The sequence below is a fragment of the Collinsella sp. Sow4_E3 genome (assembly GCF_052116285.1).
GTDB lineage: Bacteria > Actinomycetota > Coriobacteriia > Coriobacteriales > Coriobacteriaceae > Collinsella.
In genome coordinates this window covers 18,098-32,986 of sequence record NZ_JBQKLJ010000015.1, presented here as the reverse complement: position 1 = coordinate 32,986, position 14,889 = coordinate 18,098, and the positions used below count along the sequence as shown (strand labels likewise).

The window sequence follows — 14,889 nt, the reverse complement described above, 5'->3', positions numbered from 1 at the left end:
TCCTAATGGCTGGAATAGCAGGTGGTGTGGGCGGCGCGGAAGCGGCAGTGCTCGCGCATGCGGCAGATATTGCAGGTGGGGCGACTCTGGGCGTCGTGGACCTCGCCGTCAAACAGGCCGATCACCGCGGTCACGCTCTTGGTGGGCATGAGCAGGCTGGTAGGTGTGACGGTAAGCCCGATGAGCCGCGTGGCGTTGAGTGCAGCCACGATTGAACGCTGAGCCGTAAGCGGGCAGTCGCCGTAGCCGGGACTGAAGCGCCAGTTACCGGCGAGTCCGTGTGCGGCGGCCGCAGCCTTGACCTGCTGGTCCATCTGCTCGACGGCAGCTTCCACATAGGCGGAGCACGCGGCATCGAGCACGGCTCCCTCTAGGGGCTGCTGGGCTCCCGTGGTGCGCAGACGACGCTCGGCGTCCATGCCGAGGGTGCATGCCATGAGCGCGGCAAAGCGGGCGTCTTTGAGATGTCGATAGATATCGCGACCGCGCAGCTCAACGTTGGTTCCAACCAGACGGATGCTGGGCTCTCCCTGCTCGTCCACGCCCATGGCATCGACGGCAAATACGCGGCGCACGCCACGGGGCTCAATGTCCAGTTCCAAACGTTCAACGACAAGCTCAATACGCTGCGACAGCTCGGGCTCAATCTGCTGGCCGCCGTAACCCAGATACCGCAGCATCTCGGCACGATCGACGCGGGGATGGTGGGCATCATCGATACGGTAGAGCGCCGGCGACGCAAGGTCGGCCGGCACTTCACCAAAAGCTGTATCGATGTGCGGTTTTTCCATTACCCCAGGCGCTCCATAATGGTTGCGGCGATCGCAGGACGATTCATAGTGTACAGGTGCAGGCCGTCGGCGCCGTGCTCCTTAAGGTCGCAAAGCTGACGGGCGGCATAATCTACACCGGCTGCCTGCAGGCTCTCGGGGTCATTCTCGTACTTGGCGAGAATCTTGATGACGGGGGAGGGCAGCGACGCGCCGCACATAAAGACCATGCGGCTGATCTGCGACTTGCCCATAAACGGCATGATGCCTGCGGTAATGGGCACAGTGATACCGGCCTTGTCGGCAAGCTCGCGAAAACGGTAGAAGCACTCGTTATCAAAAAAGAGCTGCGTCACAAAGAAGCTCGCGCCGGCGTCCTGTTTTTGCTTGAGGTATTCGACCGAAGCGTTGAGATTCTCACAGGCAATGTGGCCCTCGGGGTAGGCTGCGGCGCCCACGCAAAAGCCGGCGTCGACGAGCTCGGGGATGAGGTCGCGGGCGTAGGCGTAGTCCGAGGCGGGCTTGTCATCCTCGCTCGCGCCGGCGGGAAGATCGCCACGCAGGGCCAGCACATTTTCTACGCCGGCGGAGCGGTATTCGTCGATCTTGGCGGCGATATCGGCATGCGTGCGGCCAACGCAGGTGAGGTGCGCCACCGAGGGCGTATCGAATTCGCCCGTAATCATATGCGCGATGGGGGCGGTGGTGGCGCCGTTGCCCGAGCCGCCGGCCGAGCAGGTGACCGAGACAAAGCTCGGCGAAAGCTTGCACAGATTGCCAGCCACCTCGCGAGCCGTGTCGAGGGTAAGCTCGCCCTTGGGCGGGAACATCTCAAACGAAACGGGCGTGGTGCCCTGGGATGCTGCCTGCTTAAAAACCTCGTCGACGCGCATATCGTCTCCTTTAGATACATTTGCGTGATGTGTTGTAAGGATTCTACAGCACCGCTGCGCTACGGCGGAGTTTTACTCGCTATTTGGAAGTATCAATCGAAGATGTTTCGCTATCGGCATTCCCTATAACAGCGTAGCTAATTTGGAGCTTTTTTACCCCATCAACCAGGTACGCAGGGTAGTCTTTTTGGGACGGGGCTTTTTTAGCTACCCAATCCGGCGCCTCCAAAGCTTGAGACCATATTTAATATTTAAATAGGGCAGCTAAAAAAGCCCCGTCCCAAAAAGACTACCCGTAAACCATGCGGAGAGGTCTGTAATTTATACAGTTGATTGACTGTTGAGGGTGGCAACATTGCCGCGATGCGGTAACCTCATTGATTAGTTTCGCGACGGCAACATAACGGTAATGTCGCGGAAACACGGCGAGTCTAAGCTATGACTCGTTCGTTAGTAATCAACACCGCTTCTCACGCGGTGCCGATACGAAGGGAGTTCCGTATGGCCGAACTTACTGACCGCTTCGGGACCATGGTGTTCTCTGAGGAAGTCATGAAGGACTACCTCCCCAAGGACATTTGGAAACGCCTTGCTGCAACCCTCGAGGACGGTGAGCCGCTCGACCTGGATGTGGCCAACGCCGTTGCCCATGCCATGAAGGTTTGGGCCATCTCCAAGGGCGCGACGCACTACGCGCACTGGTTCCAGCCGCTTTCGGGCATTACTTCCGAGAAGCACGACAGCTTCCTCGAACCCAACCACGACGGCACCGCTATTACCAAGTTTACGGGAAAGAACCTCATCCAGGGCGAGCCGGACGCCTCCAGCTTCCCCAACGGCGGCCTGCGTGCCACCTTCGAGGCCCGCGGCTATACCGCTTGGGATCCCACCAGCCCCGCCTTTATCAAGGACGATGTCCTGTGCATCCCCACGGCTTTCTGCTCCTACACGGGCGAGGCCCTGGACAAGAAGACCCCGCTGCTGCGCTCCATGACCGCGCTCTCGCGTGAGTCCAAGCGCGTTTTGGCGCTGTTTGGTAAGACCCCCAAGAAGGTCGTTCCTTCCGTGGGCGATGAGCAGGAGTACTTCCTGATCAAGAAGGACGCTTACCGCAAGCGCAGGGACCTGGTCATCACCGGCCGCACCCTCTTTGGTGCTGCTCCTTGCAAGGGCCAGGAGCTCGAGGAGCACTACTTTGGCGCTATCCGCCCCACCGTCTCGGCCTATATGAAGGACCTGGACGATGAGCTGTGGGCGCTTGGCATTCCCGCCAAGACCAAACACAACGAGGTCGCTCCCTGCCAGCATGAGCTCGCCCCCGTCTATGGCGAGGTCAACGAGGCCATCGACCAGAATCTGGTCATGATGGAGAAGATGAAGCTCATCGCCTCCCGCCACGATTTGGTCTGCCTGCTGCACGAGAAGCCCTTCGAGGGCATCAACGGTTCGGGCAAGCACAATAACTGGTCGCTTGGCACCGAGTCCGAGAATCTGCTCGATCCGGGCGACACCCCGCTCGACAACCTGCAGTTCATCGTCTTCCTCACCGCGGTGATCGAGGCCGTCGATAACTATCAGGAGCTCCTGCGTGCCTCCGTTGCCTCGGCCGGCAACGACCATCGTCTGGGCGCCAACGAGGCTCCTCCGGCGATTATGTCCATCTTCCTGGGCGACCAGCTTACCGAGGTCGTCGAGAAGATCATCGATGGCAAGGCTTCCGTCCATGCCACGCGCGGCGTGCTCGACCTGGGCGCCGATACCCTGCCCAAGCTGATGCAGGACAACACCGACCGCAACCGCACCTCTCCGTTCGCCTTCACCGGCAACAAGTTCGAGTTCCGTGCCTGCGGCTCCGAGCAGAACGTCTCCGACTCCAACCTGGTGCTCGATGCCGCCGTGGCCAAGTCGCTCAAGTCCTTCGCCGACGCACTCGAGGGTACGCCCGAGGATAAGTTCCAGGACGCCGCGCTCGAGTACTGTAAGAAGGTGCTGACCGATCACCAGCGCATCCTGTTCTCCGGCGACGGTTACTCCGACGAGTGGCCCATCGAGGCCGAGAAGCGCGGCCTTGCCAACAACAAGACCACGGCCGACGCTCTTCCCGCTTTTGTTTCCGATAAGGCTATCGCGCTCTTTGAGGAGACGGGCGTCCTGACCAAGGCCGAGGCTCAGTGCCGCTACGACTGCAAGCTCGAGAAGTACAACAAGCTCATGAACATCGAGGCTACCACGATGATTCGCGAGGCACGTCGTACCTATCGTCCGGTCATTACCGCCTATGCCACCAAGGTCGCTAAGGGCCTTGAGACAATTCGTGCCGCCGGTGCTGAGGCCGCCATGCAGTGCGAGCAGAACACGCTCAACAAGCTCTGCAACGGTATCACCGCCATCAACGACTCCATCAAGGCGCTCGACGCCGTGCATCAGAAGGCCGAGGCTCTCGATGGCCAGGAGCAGGCCAATGTGTATGCACACGAGGTCGTTCCCGCTATGGATACGCTGCGTGCCTCCGTGGATGCCATGGAGGAGATCGTGGCCGCCGACTACTGGCCGGTCCCGACCTACGACGACATTCTGTTCTACGTGTAGGGCATAGCCAACATATCGTCACGGTATTAAGCCGGGGTCCGCATCGCGCGGGCCCCGGCTTTTTGATTGCGAAGGACGCTTTGGAGTCCGTTTTGCCGCCGATTTGCCGGGGTCCGCACCCTGTTGGGCTCGAATTCCGGCGTTGGGGTAGAAAAAAGCCCGCCACCGCGGGGGTAACGGGCTTCTCGTTTTAAATGGTGCCCCCAGCGGGATATCCGCGTGCGGCTGGCGCCGCCCGCCTTCGCTGCGTCGCTTCGCTCCTTGCGTGCTGCGCTGGAAAACGCTCACGCGTTTCCTCAGCTCCGTACCCTGTCCGGTTCGAATCCCGGCGTTGGGGTAGAAAAAAGCCCGTCACCGCGGGGGTAACGGGCTTCTCGTTTCAAATGGTGCCCCCAGCGGGATTCGAACCCGCGATATCCACCTTGAAAGGGTGGCGTCCTTGGCCGCTAGACGATGGGGACAGCGGGAAAGAGTATAGCAGACTTTTTTGTCGGCGCGTATATCGTTGGCAAACTGGAAAACCACCACACAGGAGCTGGCCCTCTCCCCCCGATCTTCAAAAATCTCAATCTATAACATCTGGGCGGGTAAATCGGCCTTATCTGTTACAGATTGAGACAAAATGCAGGCGTCGGGACGAACGTCTCAATCTGTAACAGTAAGACGACCTTTGGCGGTCTAGATGTTACAGATTGAGACAAACCGCTGGGACGGGTCAAAACCACCACAAAGATGCCTGTCCCTTTGTGGTGGCGGGGCGTTAGGGGAGGAGCTTCATCGCGGCGTCGTGGGCGGCGTGCTCGTAGGTGTCGTCGAGGGGCTTGAGCGGCAGCAGGGCGGCGGCCTGTGCATCGCCACGGCGCTCAAGGGCATGGGCGATGAGCCAGTCGGCGAGCTCGGGGTTCTTGGGCAGTGCCGGTCCGTGTAGGTACGTGCCGATGACGCCCTTGTAGATGAGGCCTTCAAAGCCATCGTCGCCGTTGTTGCCGGTGCCCGTGACGACAGATGTTCCGAGCGGCGTGGCCTCTGCATCGAGCAGGGTGCGGCCGCCGTGGTTCTCGAACCCCACAAAGGGCTCGGGTGCCAGGTCGGTCTTGACGGCGACGTTGCCTATCAGGCGGTCGGAGCCGCGCACGGTCTCGGCGGCGATGACACCTAGACCCTCGATGCGATTTTCGCCCATATAGTACGAACGACCGAGCAGCTGATAGCTGCCGCAGATAGCGAGCAACGAGCCGCCGTCCTCAACATATGTCGCAACCTTGTCCTTTTGAGCGAGTAGCTCGTGTGCCACAGCCAACTGATCGCGGTCGGCACCGCCGCCCATCATGACGATGTCGGCGTCGGTAAGATCGAGCGTCTCGCCCATGCGGACCTCGTCCACGCGCGCGGGAATGCCGCGCCAGGCGCAGCGGCGCTCGAGGGCGATGACGTTGCCGCCGTCGCCATAGAGGTTGAGGGCATCGGGATACAGATAGACGATGCGCAGCGGACGCGGAAGCTCGACCGGCGCAATATCGGTGGGGACGGCGCTGCCATCGGTGCGTGTTACGGCGCAGGAGGCAACCGAGCTCGCATCGGCGTCTTTAAGTCCGTCGAGCTCTTTGACCAGCGGTGGGAATGCCGTGTAATTGGCGACGGCGTAGAAGGTGTCATCGGCGGCCTCATCTGCCACGGCGCCGATCGCCTGCTCGATATTCGAGATGATGGCGGCGTCGATGCCGGCGTACTTCAGGCGCACCTGCATGTCGTGCGCGCGCGTACCCTCGGCAAAGGCGACAAGCCCTGGGGTATCGGCGATGCGCTCGAAGTCGACGTCGTAGATCCACGAGACATCGTGGCCGTCGGCGTCGTTGTCATTCAGGAAGAAGGCGCAGAGCCTGCCGCCTGCCGTTTTAATGGACTGGATCTGGCGATCGAAGCCCACGGGATTTTTGGCCAGGTTTGCCTCGACGGTACGGCCGGCAATCTCCCAGCGGCCCATGCGTCCGCCAGCGGGGACGTAGGCATCGAGCGTGGGCTGCAGATGCGCTGCGTCCACGCCCAACTCGCGCGCCGCAAAGAAGGCGGCGGCAACGTTGTAGACCATGTACAGGCCGTTGTAGCGTGTGGCGATGTGCGTTGCGGGCGCTTTTGCCTCGGGTCCAAAGGCCAGGTCAAAGCCGTAGCCGTCGCAGCCGAGCTCAACGCCTGTCACGCGACGGACCAGCGCGGGGCGACTCCAACCGCACGAAGGACAATGATAGGCGCCGAGCTGGCCGTACTGCACATAGTCGTACTCCAGCGGCGCGTTGCATTGCGAGCAAAAACGCGAGTCGCTAATGCGATCGGACTCGGTGCCCGTGGCGCCGTCGATGCCAAAGGCGATGCTCATATTGGGGACGCGTGCGGCGATCGAGGCGCAGAGCGGGTCGTCGGCGTTATAGATGAGCGTCGTTGCCGGCGAAAGCTCCAACGCGTGGGCGATGACGTCCTGGGTGTGGTCGATCTCGCCGTAGCGGTCCAACTGGTCGCGGAACAGGTTGAGCAGCACAAAGTACGTTGGCTTGAGCTTGGGCAAGACGCGCACCGTGTAGAGCTCGTCGCACTCAAAGACGCCTACGCGCTTGCTGCTGGCGGCACGCTTAAGATCGCTGCGGCCCTCGAGCAGGGCACCCACCACGCCCGGCTCCATGTTGTTGCCGGCGCGGTTGCATACCACGGTGGCGCCGCTGGCGGCAACGGCGTCGGCGATGAGGTTGGAGGTGGTGGTCTTACCGTTGGTGCCGGTGACCACCACGCTGCGGTCGACAAGGCCCGCGAGGTCGCTTAGCAGCTCGGGGTCGATCTTCATGGCGATGCGGCCGGGGAGTACGCCGCCCTGGCGCTTAAGGATGGAGCGCAGCCCCCAGCGGGCGATATCGCTCGAAGTGCAGGCGAGAGATGAGCGGAAGTTCATGAAGCCGTTCCTAACGTGAATGACATGGTCGTGGCGATCGTGCCGTTAAAAGCCATAACGGCGCGCAAATTCCTGGGCAAGCTGTGATACGTCTTCGCAAGCGTTGGCCCAGGGGGCAAAGTCGGGAGTATCCGAGATGATACCGTCGGCCTCCCAAACTGCCTGGTGCGAAAGGTCCCAGGGGTCGTGCGGCTCGGGCCGGCAGGGAAGGTACGGCGTCTGATACATGGGGTTCAGCAGAAAGAACGCGCCGCCCTCGCAGCGGTTGGCAAACTCACGCAGGGCGCGTGTCGCCGGGCGCATCTTGTTCGTTTTGAACAGCAGGATCGTGCGGGCGAGTAGGTACCAGGGGGAGTTCTCGAGGGCATCGGCCCCCATCTGCTCCTCGAGCTGGTGGGCCAGGGCAAAAAAACCGTCCTCGTCTTCCAGACGAGCGAGGGCGAGTAGCACGGTGCCGGCAGCTCGGGTGGGATAGCCTTCCGCCTTAAGAACACGGCGAGAATAGTTGACGGCAGCACGGTAGCGAGCGCTCGCCATGCACAGCTGCGAGATGGCCTCGAGCGTGTGGAGCCACCCGATAAGCGCCGGCTCGCTCACGGTGAGATCGGCCGCCGTCACGCCGTCTGCCAGCACCTTGTTGGTCCAGTAGTGCGGGGCCTCCATATCGAATCCGGGCACGCTTTGCCGTAAGTAATCGGCTGTGGTCGCCTCGAGCTTCATCAGGTCGCCCAGGCAGGCGTCGACGGGCGTGTCCGCCAAAATGATGGCAAGCAGCTGGGCATCGAAGACATACGCATCGACGCGGACGATCTTGAGCAGCTCATCGCGCATATCGTCGAACAGGCGGTTGCGCGTCTGCTCAAACTCCTCATCGCTGCCCATATTCTCGATACGATGGAGCTCGTCGAGCAGGTGGCGGTGAACACCGGCATAGGAAAGCAGTGCCTGGGCATGCTCGGTCTGCGCATACTTATGAGGGTTGACGCTTACGTCGTTATGGACAAGATCGCGTGCTGCATCGGTGAGTTCGGGGTGCGACGCAACGTAGGCGCGCTCCAGGTAGGCGGGGATGTAGACGCTCGGATCCATTAGAGGTCTCCTCCCTTAAACGGCAAGCCCTGCTCGGCCGCCCGCAGGATGCGCTCGTCAATCTGGGAACGCACGATATCGTTGGTGGCGACCCAGGCGGCAAAGCTGGCGTTGTCGGGGGCGCCCAAGCCCTCCTGCAGTACCGGCGTCGCTTCGGACAGCGCAAGGACAAGCTCGTCGGTGGAGCCCACGCCCACGTTGACGCGGGCATAGACGCCATCGGGAAACTCGGTTTGAAAGTAAAGCGCCTCGGCTGCGTGCGGGCACGAGCGCGCAAGGATGCGCAAGTAGTGCTCGGCGCCCTCGTAGTCCAGCTCGCGCCAGGCAGCGCTCATCAGCGCGATGAGTGTCCACGGGTCTAAGTCGCGCTCCGCGTCCTTGGGACGACGACGCAGCGGCGTGTTGGCAAGATAGGGGACGGAGTGGGCAGAGCGAAAGCGTTTGAGCTCCTCGGCGGGGTATTCGAGTTTTGCCATGGCGAGCATCGCAGTGTGGCGGACACCGGCCGGATCGTTGGGGGCAAAGTCCAGGCTGCGGTTTGCGGTTTCGAGCGACAGGCGGTAACGGCCGCTAATGAGGGCGCGCGACGCAAGGGCGGCAAGCCAGCGCAGGTAGGGGCGGCGTGTAAGGTCGCCTGCGGCCTCGCGCTCGTAGGGGTCCTGCGCCGAGGCGATCTTGAGTGCCAGGTCGTGCTCGACTTCATCGCGCTTGGATACCAAGTACTGTACGTACTCCTCGTTGGAGTTAGCGGTGAGGGCGGTCAACATGCGCTGAGCGTCCCAGTTGGTCGGGTCGAGCGCGGCAGCCTCGCGAAGCATGTTTTCGGCAGCGGTCTCTTCTTGCTCTGCCTGGGTATCGTCAGGGATAAAGGGAATGCGGTAGTCGACAGCCTCGACTACCTTGGCAATCAGATGTCCGGCGCGGTCGCGGTCGTGCACGATGAGCGGCGCGGGGTTGCGGGTGAATTGTTCCATCAGACGCTCTACGGCAGGGCCGTCGGTGAGCGGGATATTGTCGCGGCGCAAGGCCTCAAGAACGAGGCGATGGCAATCTTCTTGAATGGGATCGAATGCCATGGGGCCTCCTTTGCTGCGGTTAGGGTTCAAATGTCTCTATATAAGGTTCTAGTTTACCCGCATGAGGCACATTGGGAGTGCCGCACTTGGACATGCACCTTTGCACCACGAAGACGGATGTCAAACAAATGTCGGCACCTTGGACGACCGAGTGGTATCACGGTGCCGCAAACGGTCGATTTTTGGCGGCGAACGGTGTGTCTTTTGGAGGGGCACAGTCCTGCCCTGGATATGTGGTCAACCTTGATAAAACGTTTGCCCAGCTTGGGAGTATGAATGCCGCATAAGGGTCTTCAGGGATAGAAAAAACGTTTCATCATTGTCGACTTTCGGTAAATAACTGACCAACCAGAACGGTAAAATACTATTTGTCTGAGCGTTGAGACGTTTAGACATCGCGCATTGTCATCGCCGGCAACGCGCAAAACGGTCCTAACGGAGCCAATCGGGTGCTCCGTTATATACGCAAGTCTAAGAGGGGCTTGTTTAGGAGGCACAGTATGGGACGTTTTACCAATCCTCGCGATCTGTACTTTGGTGAGGGCGCTCGCCACGAGGTGAAGAACCTCAAGGGCAGCAAGGCCATCATCGTGACCGGCGGCGGCTCCATGCGCCGCGGCGGTTTTTTGCAGGACGTCGAGGCCGACCTCAAGGAGGCCGGTTTCGAGGTCAAGCTGTTCGAGGGCGTCGAGTCCGATCCGTCCGTCGAGACGGTCATGAAGGGCGCCGAGGCCATGACCGAGTTCCAGCCCGACTGGATTATCGCCATTGGCGGTGGCTCGCCCATCGATGCCGCTAAGGCTATGTGGCTGTTCTACGAGTATCCCGAGGAGACCTTCGAGGAGGCAGTCGTCCCGTTCTCCTTCCCGGAGCTCCGTCAGAAGGCTCACTTCTGCGCCATCTCCTCTACCTCCGGCACCGCTACCGAGGTCACCGCGTTCTCCGTCATCACCGACTACGCCAAGGGCATCAAGTACCCGCTGGCCGACTTCAACATCACCCCTGATGTCGCCATCGTCGACCCCGAGCTCACCTACACCATGCCCGCCAAGCTGTGCGCTCACACCGGTATGGACGCTCTGACTCACGCCATCGAGGCCTACGTCTCCACCGCTGGCTCCATGTACACCGACGCCAACGCCCTGCATGCTATCCGCGAGATCGTCGAGTGGCTGCCCAAGTCCTATCAGGGCGATCATGAGGCCCGCCAGCACATGCACGACGCCCAGTGCATTGCCGGCATCGCCTTCTCCTCGGGTCTGCTGGGCATTGTCCACTCCATGGCTCACAAGACCGGTGCCGCCTTTGAGGGCGACCACATCATCCACGGTTGCGCCAACGCCATGTACCTGGGCAAGGTCATCCAGTTCAACGCCAAGGACGCTCGCGCCAAGAGCCGCTACGCCTTCATCGCCAAGGAGATCCTGCACCTCGCCGGCGAGACCGAGGACGAGCTGGTCGAGGCCCTGGTCCAGGAGATTCGCGACCTCAACGACAAGCTCGACATCCCGCAGGGCATCAAGAACTACGGTGCCAAGGGCGTGAAGGCCGACGAGTCCATCATCGATTACGATGAGTTCGAGGCTAAGAAGCACGACGTTGCCGCCAACGCCATCCTCGACGCCTGCACGGGTTCCAACCCGCGCCAGCCGTCTCAGGAGGAGATGGAGCAGCTGCTCGAGTGCGTCTACACCGACACCCCGGTCACGTTCTAATCGGCACACATTGTTCTGATAAGGGTCTCGCGCTCTGTGCGCGGGACCCTTTTTCTATGGTGCAATCTAACCTGTCCTCAATGCGCCAAGTTGCCACAAGGGGACAGGTGGCTTTGCACCAATCGTTGTTTGATGAAGGGCGGATTCTCGTATGGCGCTTCCTATGGTTTATGGCGGTCCCGGCCGGTATGTTCAGGGGCCGGGCGAACTTTCGCGTCAGGGCAGATATTTGTCATGGTTGGGCTGCGCTGCCTATGTCCTGTTTGACCAAGGCACCGAGGACCGGCTGTGCAGGCAGATCGTCGATGGATTTCTGGACGAAGATCTAAGCGAGCCGTTCTTTAAGATTTATGACGGTCCGTGTACGGAAGATGCCGTTGTCGAAATGGCTAAGGAAGCCCAGGCTGAGTATTGCGACATGGTGGTCGGCATCGGTGGTGGCAAGATGCTCGACATCGCCAAGGCCGTTGCGTTTTATGCTGAACTGCCGTTGTGCGTATGCCCCACGGCGGCTTCGATGGACGGTCCGTGCAGCGCGATTTCGGTGCTGTATCACGAGGATGGGTCGTTCGACCGCTATCTGATGCTCGAAAAGAATCCAGATTTGGTTGTGGTCGATACCGGCGTGGTCGCGGCGGCTCCGCTGCGTATGACGGTCGCTGGTATGGGCGACGCGCTGGCAACGTACTTCGAGGCGCGTTCGTGCGCCGCGGCGCACGGTACCAACGAGCACGGTGGCGCGTCGGGACACTTGGCCTTGGTTGCGGCTCGTGCCTGCTATGACACACTCATGGAGTGCGGCGTCGCTGCCAAGCGCGATCTTAAAAAGGGCCGTATATCGCCGGCGATTGAGCGCCTGATCGAGTGCAATATCCTACTCTCGGGCGTCGGCTTTGAGAGCGGTGGCCTAGCGCTTGCCCATGCCATCGCCAACGGCCTGACGATTCTGCCCGAGTGCAAGGCCATGCATGGTGAGGCCGTGGCATTTGGCCTGGTGGTGCAGCTTCGTTTGGAGCGCGCGCCCGAGCTTGATCAGGTGCTCGAGTTTTGCCAGCGCGTGGGTCTGCCGACGACACTCGAGGAGCTGGGCCTTGGTGAGATTTCCGATGATGACCTGCTGAGCGTTGCGGACGCAACTTTTAAGAACGAGCGCAATATGGCTAACGAACAGGCCAAGGTGACCAAACAAAAGCTCGTGCAGCTCATGTGCGGGGCATAGCTTGGCGCTTGATTGACCTTGTGCAATCGAGGCGGCGATAGGCCATAGGCTATTTTTCTCAAAGATGCGCCGCGTGTAATTTGCCCGAGGTGTGGGCCGATAGCGTATCATTATCTCTTGCTTGTTTGCACTGCTCAGGGAGGGGCCGCGCATGGCGCAGGAACACGATCTGTTTGATGACATTATCGAGATCAGCAAGGGTTTCGACTTTCTTAAAAACCCGCTTGGCGGTGTGACCGATGCGCTCGATCCGTCGGCGCCGCAGTGGAATCCTGCCGACTACAAGGAGCGTCCGCGCGGCAACACCATTCCGTGCCTGACCTGCAAAAACGAAAAGAGCGGCTGCTCCGCGTGCATGGATGTGTGCCCGGTCAACGCTATCGAGGTCGAGGAAGACTCTATCGAGATTCTCGACTCCTGCCGCAAGTGCGGCCTGTGCGCCGCTGCCTGTCCGACCGAGGCAATCATCTCGCCGCGCCTGGCGCCCAAAAACCTGTATGACGACATTGTCTCGGCGGCAACGAGCCACGAGACCGCCTACGTCACCTGCACACGCGCCCTCAAGCGCATGCCGCGCGAGAACGAGGTCGTCGTTGCCTGCGTGGGCGATATTACGGCCGAGACCTGGTTCTCGGTACTGGCGGACTATCCCAACGTGAGCGTGTACCTTCCGCTGGGCGTGTGCGATAAATGCCGCAACACCGGTGGCGAGGATATCCTGGGCGAGGCGATTGCGAAGGCTGAGGAGTGGTCTGGCACGGGTATGGGCCTGGAGGTCGACCCCAAGAGCCTCAAGTGCCATAAGCTCCGCGAGTACGAGCGCAAGGAGTACATGGAAAAGATTGCCCGCACGACGGGTCTGACGGTGACCAAGCTCAACCCGGCGACGGCGGCGCTGGCCTCGGTGACGCAGAAGTTGAAGGCCCACCGTCACCAGATTACTCAGCTGGAGCGCACGCTCAACACCATGTGCGGCACCACGACGGCAAAGCGTCGCCGTTCGCTCACTCATGGGCGGCAGCTGGTGCTTTCGACACTGCAGAACCATCCCGAGCTTGCCCAGAACATGCAGGTGAGTACGCCTGAGTGCGATTTTGACAAGTGCACATCGTGTGGCGAGTGCGTCAATGTATGCCCCACGTTCGCCTGCGATTTGGTGGGAAGCGGCCGCTTCGCGTTGGAGTCCACGTATTGCTTGGGCTGCGGTGCCTGTGTCAAGGTTTGTCCCGAACATGCGCTCAAGCTGGTCGAACACGATGCGTCCAACTTGGTTGTCATCGACCCCGAGGCCGAGGAAAAGGCCGCTCAGAAGGCCAAAGCCCACGAAGAGGCCCAAAAGGTAAAAGCCGAGGCGAAGGCCAAGCTCGACAAGATGCTCGACCAGGTGGAGAAGCTCGCGGACTAGCCAGCTACCCCAATCTCTGCTTCATTTGCGCCGCCGCGGTGTCCGGATTCGCCCGGATGCTGTGGCGGCGCTATACTTATGCAGTTTGAAGTACCTGTACCAAAAGGAGCTGTCGTGTCCCTTTCCATCGGTATCGTGGGCCTGCCCAACGTGGGCAAGTCGACGCTGTTCACCGCGCTTACCAAAAAGACCGGCCTTGCCGCCAACTACCCGTTCGCCACGATCGACCCCAACGTGGGTATCGTCGATGTGCCCGATAGCCGCCTGCAAAAGCTCGCCGACATTGTCAACCCTGGCCGCATTGTGCCGGCTACGGTCGAGTTTGTCGACATCGCGGGCCTGGTGAAGGGTGCCAACGAGGGCGAGGGCCTGGGCAACCAGTTCTTGGCAAACATTCGCGAGACCGACGCTATCTGCGAGGTCGTGCGCTATTTTAAGGATCCCAACGTCATGCGTGAGGTGGGTCGCACGGGCGAGTTCGTCGATCCCGCCGGCGATGCCGACACCATCATGACCGAGCTTATCCTGGCCGACATGGGCACGCTCGAGAAGCAGCTGCCTAAGCTCGAGAAGGAGGCCAAGCGCGACAAGGAGCTCATGCCCAAGTTTGAGGTCGCCAAGCGCCTGCTCGCCTGGCTCAACGAGGGCAAGCGCGCCGCGTCCATGGAGATGACCGACGAGGAGCGCGCCGCTGCCAAGGGCCTGTTCCTACTCACCATGAAGCCCATCTTGTATGTGGCCAACGTGGACGAGGACATGCTCAACGAGGAGCTGGCGCCCATCGATGGCGTCAAGCCGCTGCCGATCTGCGCCAAGATCGAGGCCGAGCTTTCCGAGCTCGATCCCGAGGATGCGGCCGACTACCTGGAGAGCCTGGGCCTGGAGCAGCCCGGCCTGGACGTGCTCGCGCAGGCAGCCTACAAGCTGCTCGGTCTGCAGTCGTTCTTTACGGCTGGCGAGATGGAGGTCAAGGCCTGGACGGTGCGTCAGGGCGCGACCGCCCCGCAGGCCGCCGGTGTCATCCATACCGACTTTGAGCGCGGCTTTATTAAGGCCGAGGTCATTGGCTATGACGACTACATCGAGCTCGGTGGCGAGCAAGGCGCCAAGGCTGCAGGCAAGCTGCGCATCGAGGGCAAAGAGTATGTCATGGCCGATGGCGACGTCGTGCACTTCCGCTTTAACGTGTAAGGAC

General features: G+C 61.0%; 10 protein-coding genes and 1 tRNA gene. 5 read left to right on the top strand and 6 right to left on the bottom strand.

The features are described 5' to 3' along the window. Nucleotides 1-2 precede the first annotated feature (2 nt). Nucleotides 3-791, bottom strand: coding sequence for a hypothetical protein (locus ACTQ48_RS08750; RefSeq protein WP_441055160.1), 789 nt, complete (start codon nt 789-791; stop codon nt 3-5). Continuing rightward, nucleotides 791-1,663 (bottom strand): methylenetetrahydrofolate reductase, encoded by an 873-nt coding sequence (locus ACTQ48_RS08745; protein WP_441570634.1) that lies wholly within the window; start codon nt 1,661-1,663, stop codon nt 791-793. Before ACTQ48_RS08745 ends, ACTQ48_RS08750 begins: the two co-directional genes overlap by 1 nt. A gap of 501 nt (nt 1,664-2,164) precedes the next feature. On the opposite strand from ACTQ48_RS08745, the gene ACTQ48_RS08740 reads away from it, so the two are divergent. Then, nucleotides 2,165-4,252 carry a glutamine synthetase III family protein gene (locus ACTQ48_RS08740; protein ID WP_154517961.1) on the top strand — a complete coding sequence of 696 codons (2,088 nt, stop codon included), beginning with the start codon at nt 2,165-2,167 and terminating at the stop codon, nt 4,250-4,252. A 384-nt stretch (nt 4,253-4,636) separates the two neighbouring features. Here the strand turns inward: ACTQ48_RS08740 and ACTQ48_RS08735 are convergent. The 4 genes from ACTQ48_RS08735 to ACTQ48_RS08720 form a co-directional block, all read right to left on the bottom strand. Continuing rightward, nucleotides 4,637-4,713, bottom strand: a tRNA-Glu gene (locus ACTQ48_RS08735). A 299-nt stretch (nt 4,714-5,012) separates the two neighbouring features. Further along, a complete protein-coding gene (locus tag ACTQ48_RS08730; RefSeq protein WP_441570632.1) occupies nt 5,013-7,190 on the bottom strand; it encodes a MurT ligase domain-containing protein in 2,178 nt (725 codons plus the stop codon). 45 nt (nt 7,191-7,235) lie between these two features. Beyond that, nucleotides 7,236-8,279 (bottom strand): hypothetical protein, encoded by a 1,044-nt coding sequence (locus tag ACTQ48_RS08725; RefSeq protein ID WP_441570631.1) that lies wholly within the window; start codon nt 8,277-8,279, stop codon nt 7,236-7,238. After that, nucleotides 8,279-9,355, bottom strand: a complete 1,077-nt coding sequence (locus ACTQ48_RS08720) for a hypothetical protein (protein ID WP_154517956.1) — start codon at nt 9,353-9,355, stop codon at nt 8,279-8,281. Before ACTQ48_RS08720 ends, ACTQ48_RS08725 begins: the two co-directional genes overlap by 1 nt. A gap of 500 nt (nt 9,356-9,855) precedes the next feature. On the opposite strand from ACTQ48_RS08720, the gene ACTQ48_RS08715 reads away from it, so the two are divergent. The 4 genes from ACTQ48_RS08715 to ychF all read left to right on the top strand — a co-directional run bounded on the left by ACTQ48_RS08715 (nt 9,856) and on the right by ychF (nt 14,885). Then, a complete protein-coding gene (locus ACTQ48_RS08715; RefSeq protein WP_117794788.1) occupies nt 9,856-11,070 on the top strand; it encodes an iron-containing alcohol dehydrogenase in 1,215 nt (404 codons plus the stop codon). 151 nt (nt 11,071-11,221) lie between these two features. Next, a complete protein-coding gene (locus ACTQ48_RS08710) occupies nt 11,222-12,289 on the top strand; it encodes a glycerol dehydrogenase (protein ID WP_441570629.1) in 1,068 nt (355 codons plus the stop codon). Between the two features lie 151 nt (nt 12,290-12,440). Further along, on the top strand, nt 12,441-13,694 hold the full coding sequence (locus tag ACTQ48_RS08705; RefSeq protein ID WP_427795975.1) for a 4Fe-4S binding protein: 1,254 nt from the start codon (nt 12,441-12,443) through the stop codon (nt 13,692-13,694). Nucleotides 13,695-13,808: 114 nt separating this feature from the next. Beyond that, a complete protein-coding gene (gene ychF / locus ACTQ48_RS08700) occupies nt 13,809-14,885 on the top strand; it encodes a redox-regulated ATPase YchF (protein ID WP_370450661.1) in 1,077 nt (358 codons plus the stop codon). Nucleotides 14,886-14,889: the final 4 nt, after the last annotated feature.

Coding starts and splice junctions, on each gene's coding strand:
- ACTQ48_RS08750 (WP_441055160.1), bottom strand. CDS start 791: ATGGAAAAACCGCACATCGATACAGCTTTTGGTGAAGTGCCGGCCGAC.
- ACTQ48_RS08745 (WP_441570634.1), bottom strand. CDS start 1,663: ATGCGCGTCGACGAGGTTTTTAAGCAGGCAGCATCCCAGGGCACCACG.
- ACTQ48_RS08740 (WP_154517961.1), top strand. CDS start 2,165: ATGGCCGAACTTACTGACCGCTTCGGGACCATGGTGTTCTCTGAGGAA.
- ACTQ48_RS08730 (WP_441570632.1), bottom strand. CDS start 7,190: ATGAACTTCCGCTCATCTCTCGCCTGCACTTCGAGCGATATCGCCCGC.
- ACTQ48_RS08725 (WP_441570631.1), bottom strand. CDS start 8,279: ATGGATCCGAGCGTCTACATCCCCGCCTACCTGGAGCGCGCCTACGTT.
- ACTQ48_RS08720 (WP_154517956.1), bottom strand. CDS start 9,355: ATGGCATTCGATCCCATTCAAGAAGATTGCCATCGCCTCGTTCTTGAG.
- ACTQ48_RS08715 (WP_117794788.1), top strand. CDS start 9,856: ATGGGACGTTTTACCAATCCTCGCGATCTGTACTTTGGTGAGGGCGCT.
- ACTQ48_RS08710 (WP_441570629.1), top strand. CDS start 11,222: ATGGCGCTTCCTATGGTTTATGGCGGTCCCGGCCGGTATGTTCAGGGG.
- ACTQ48_RS08705 (WP_427795975.1), top strand. CDS start 12,441: ATGGCGCAGGAACACGATCTGTTTGATGACATTATCGAGATCAGCAAG.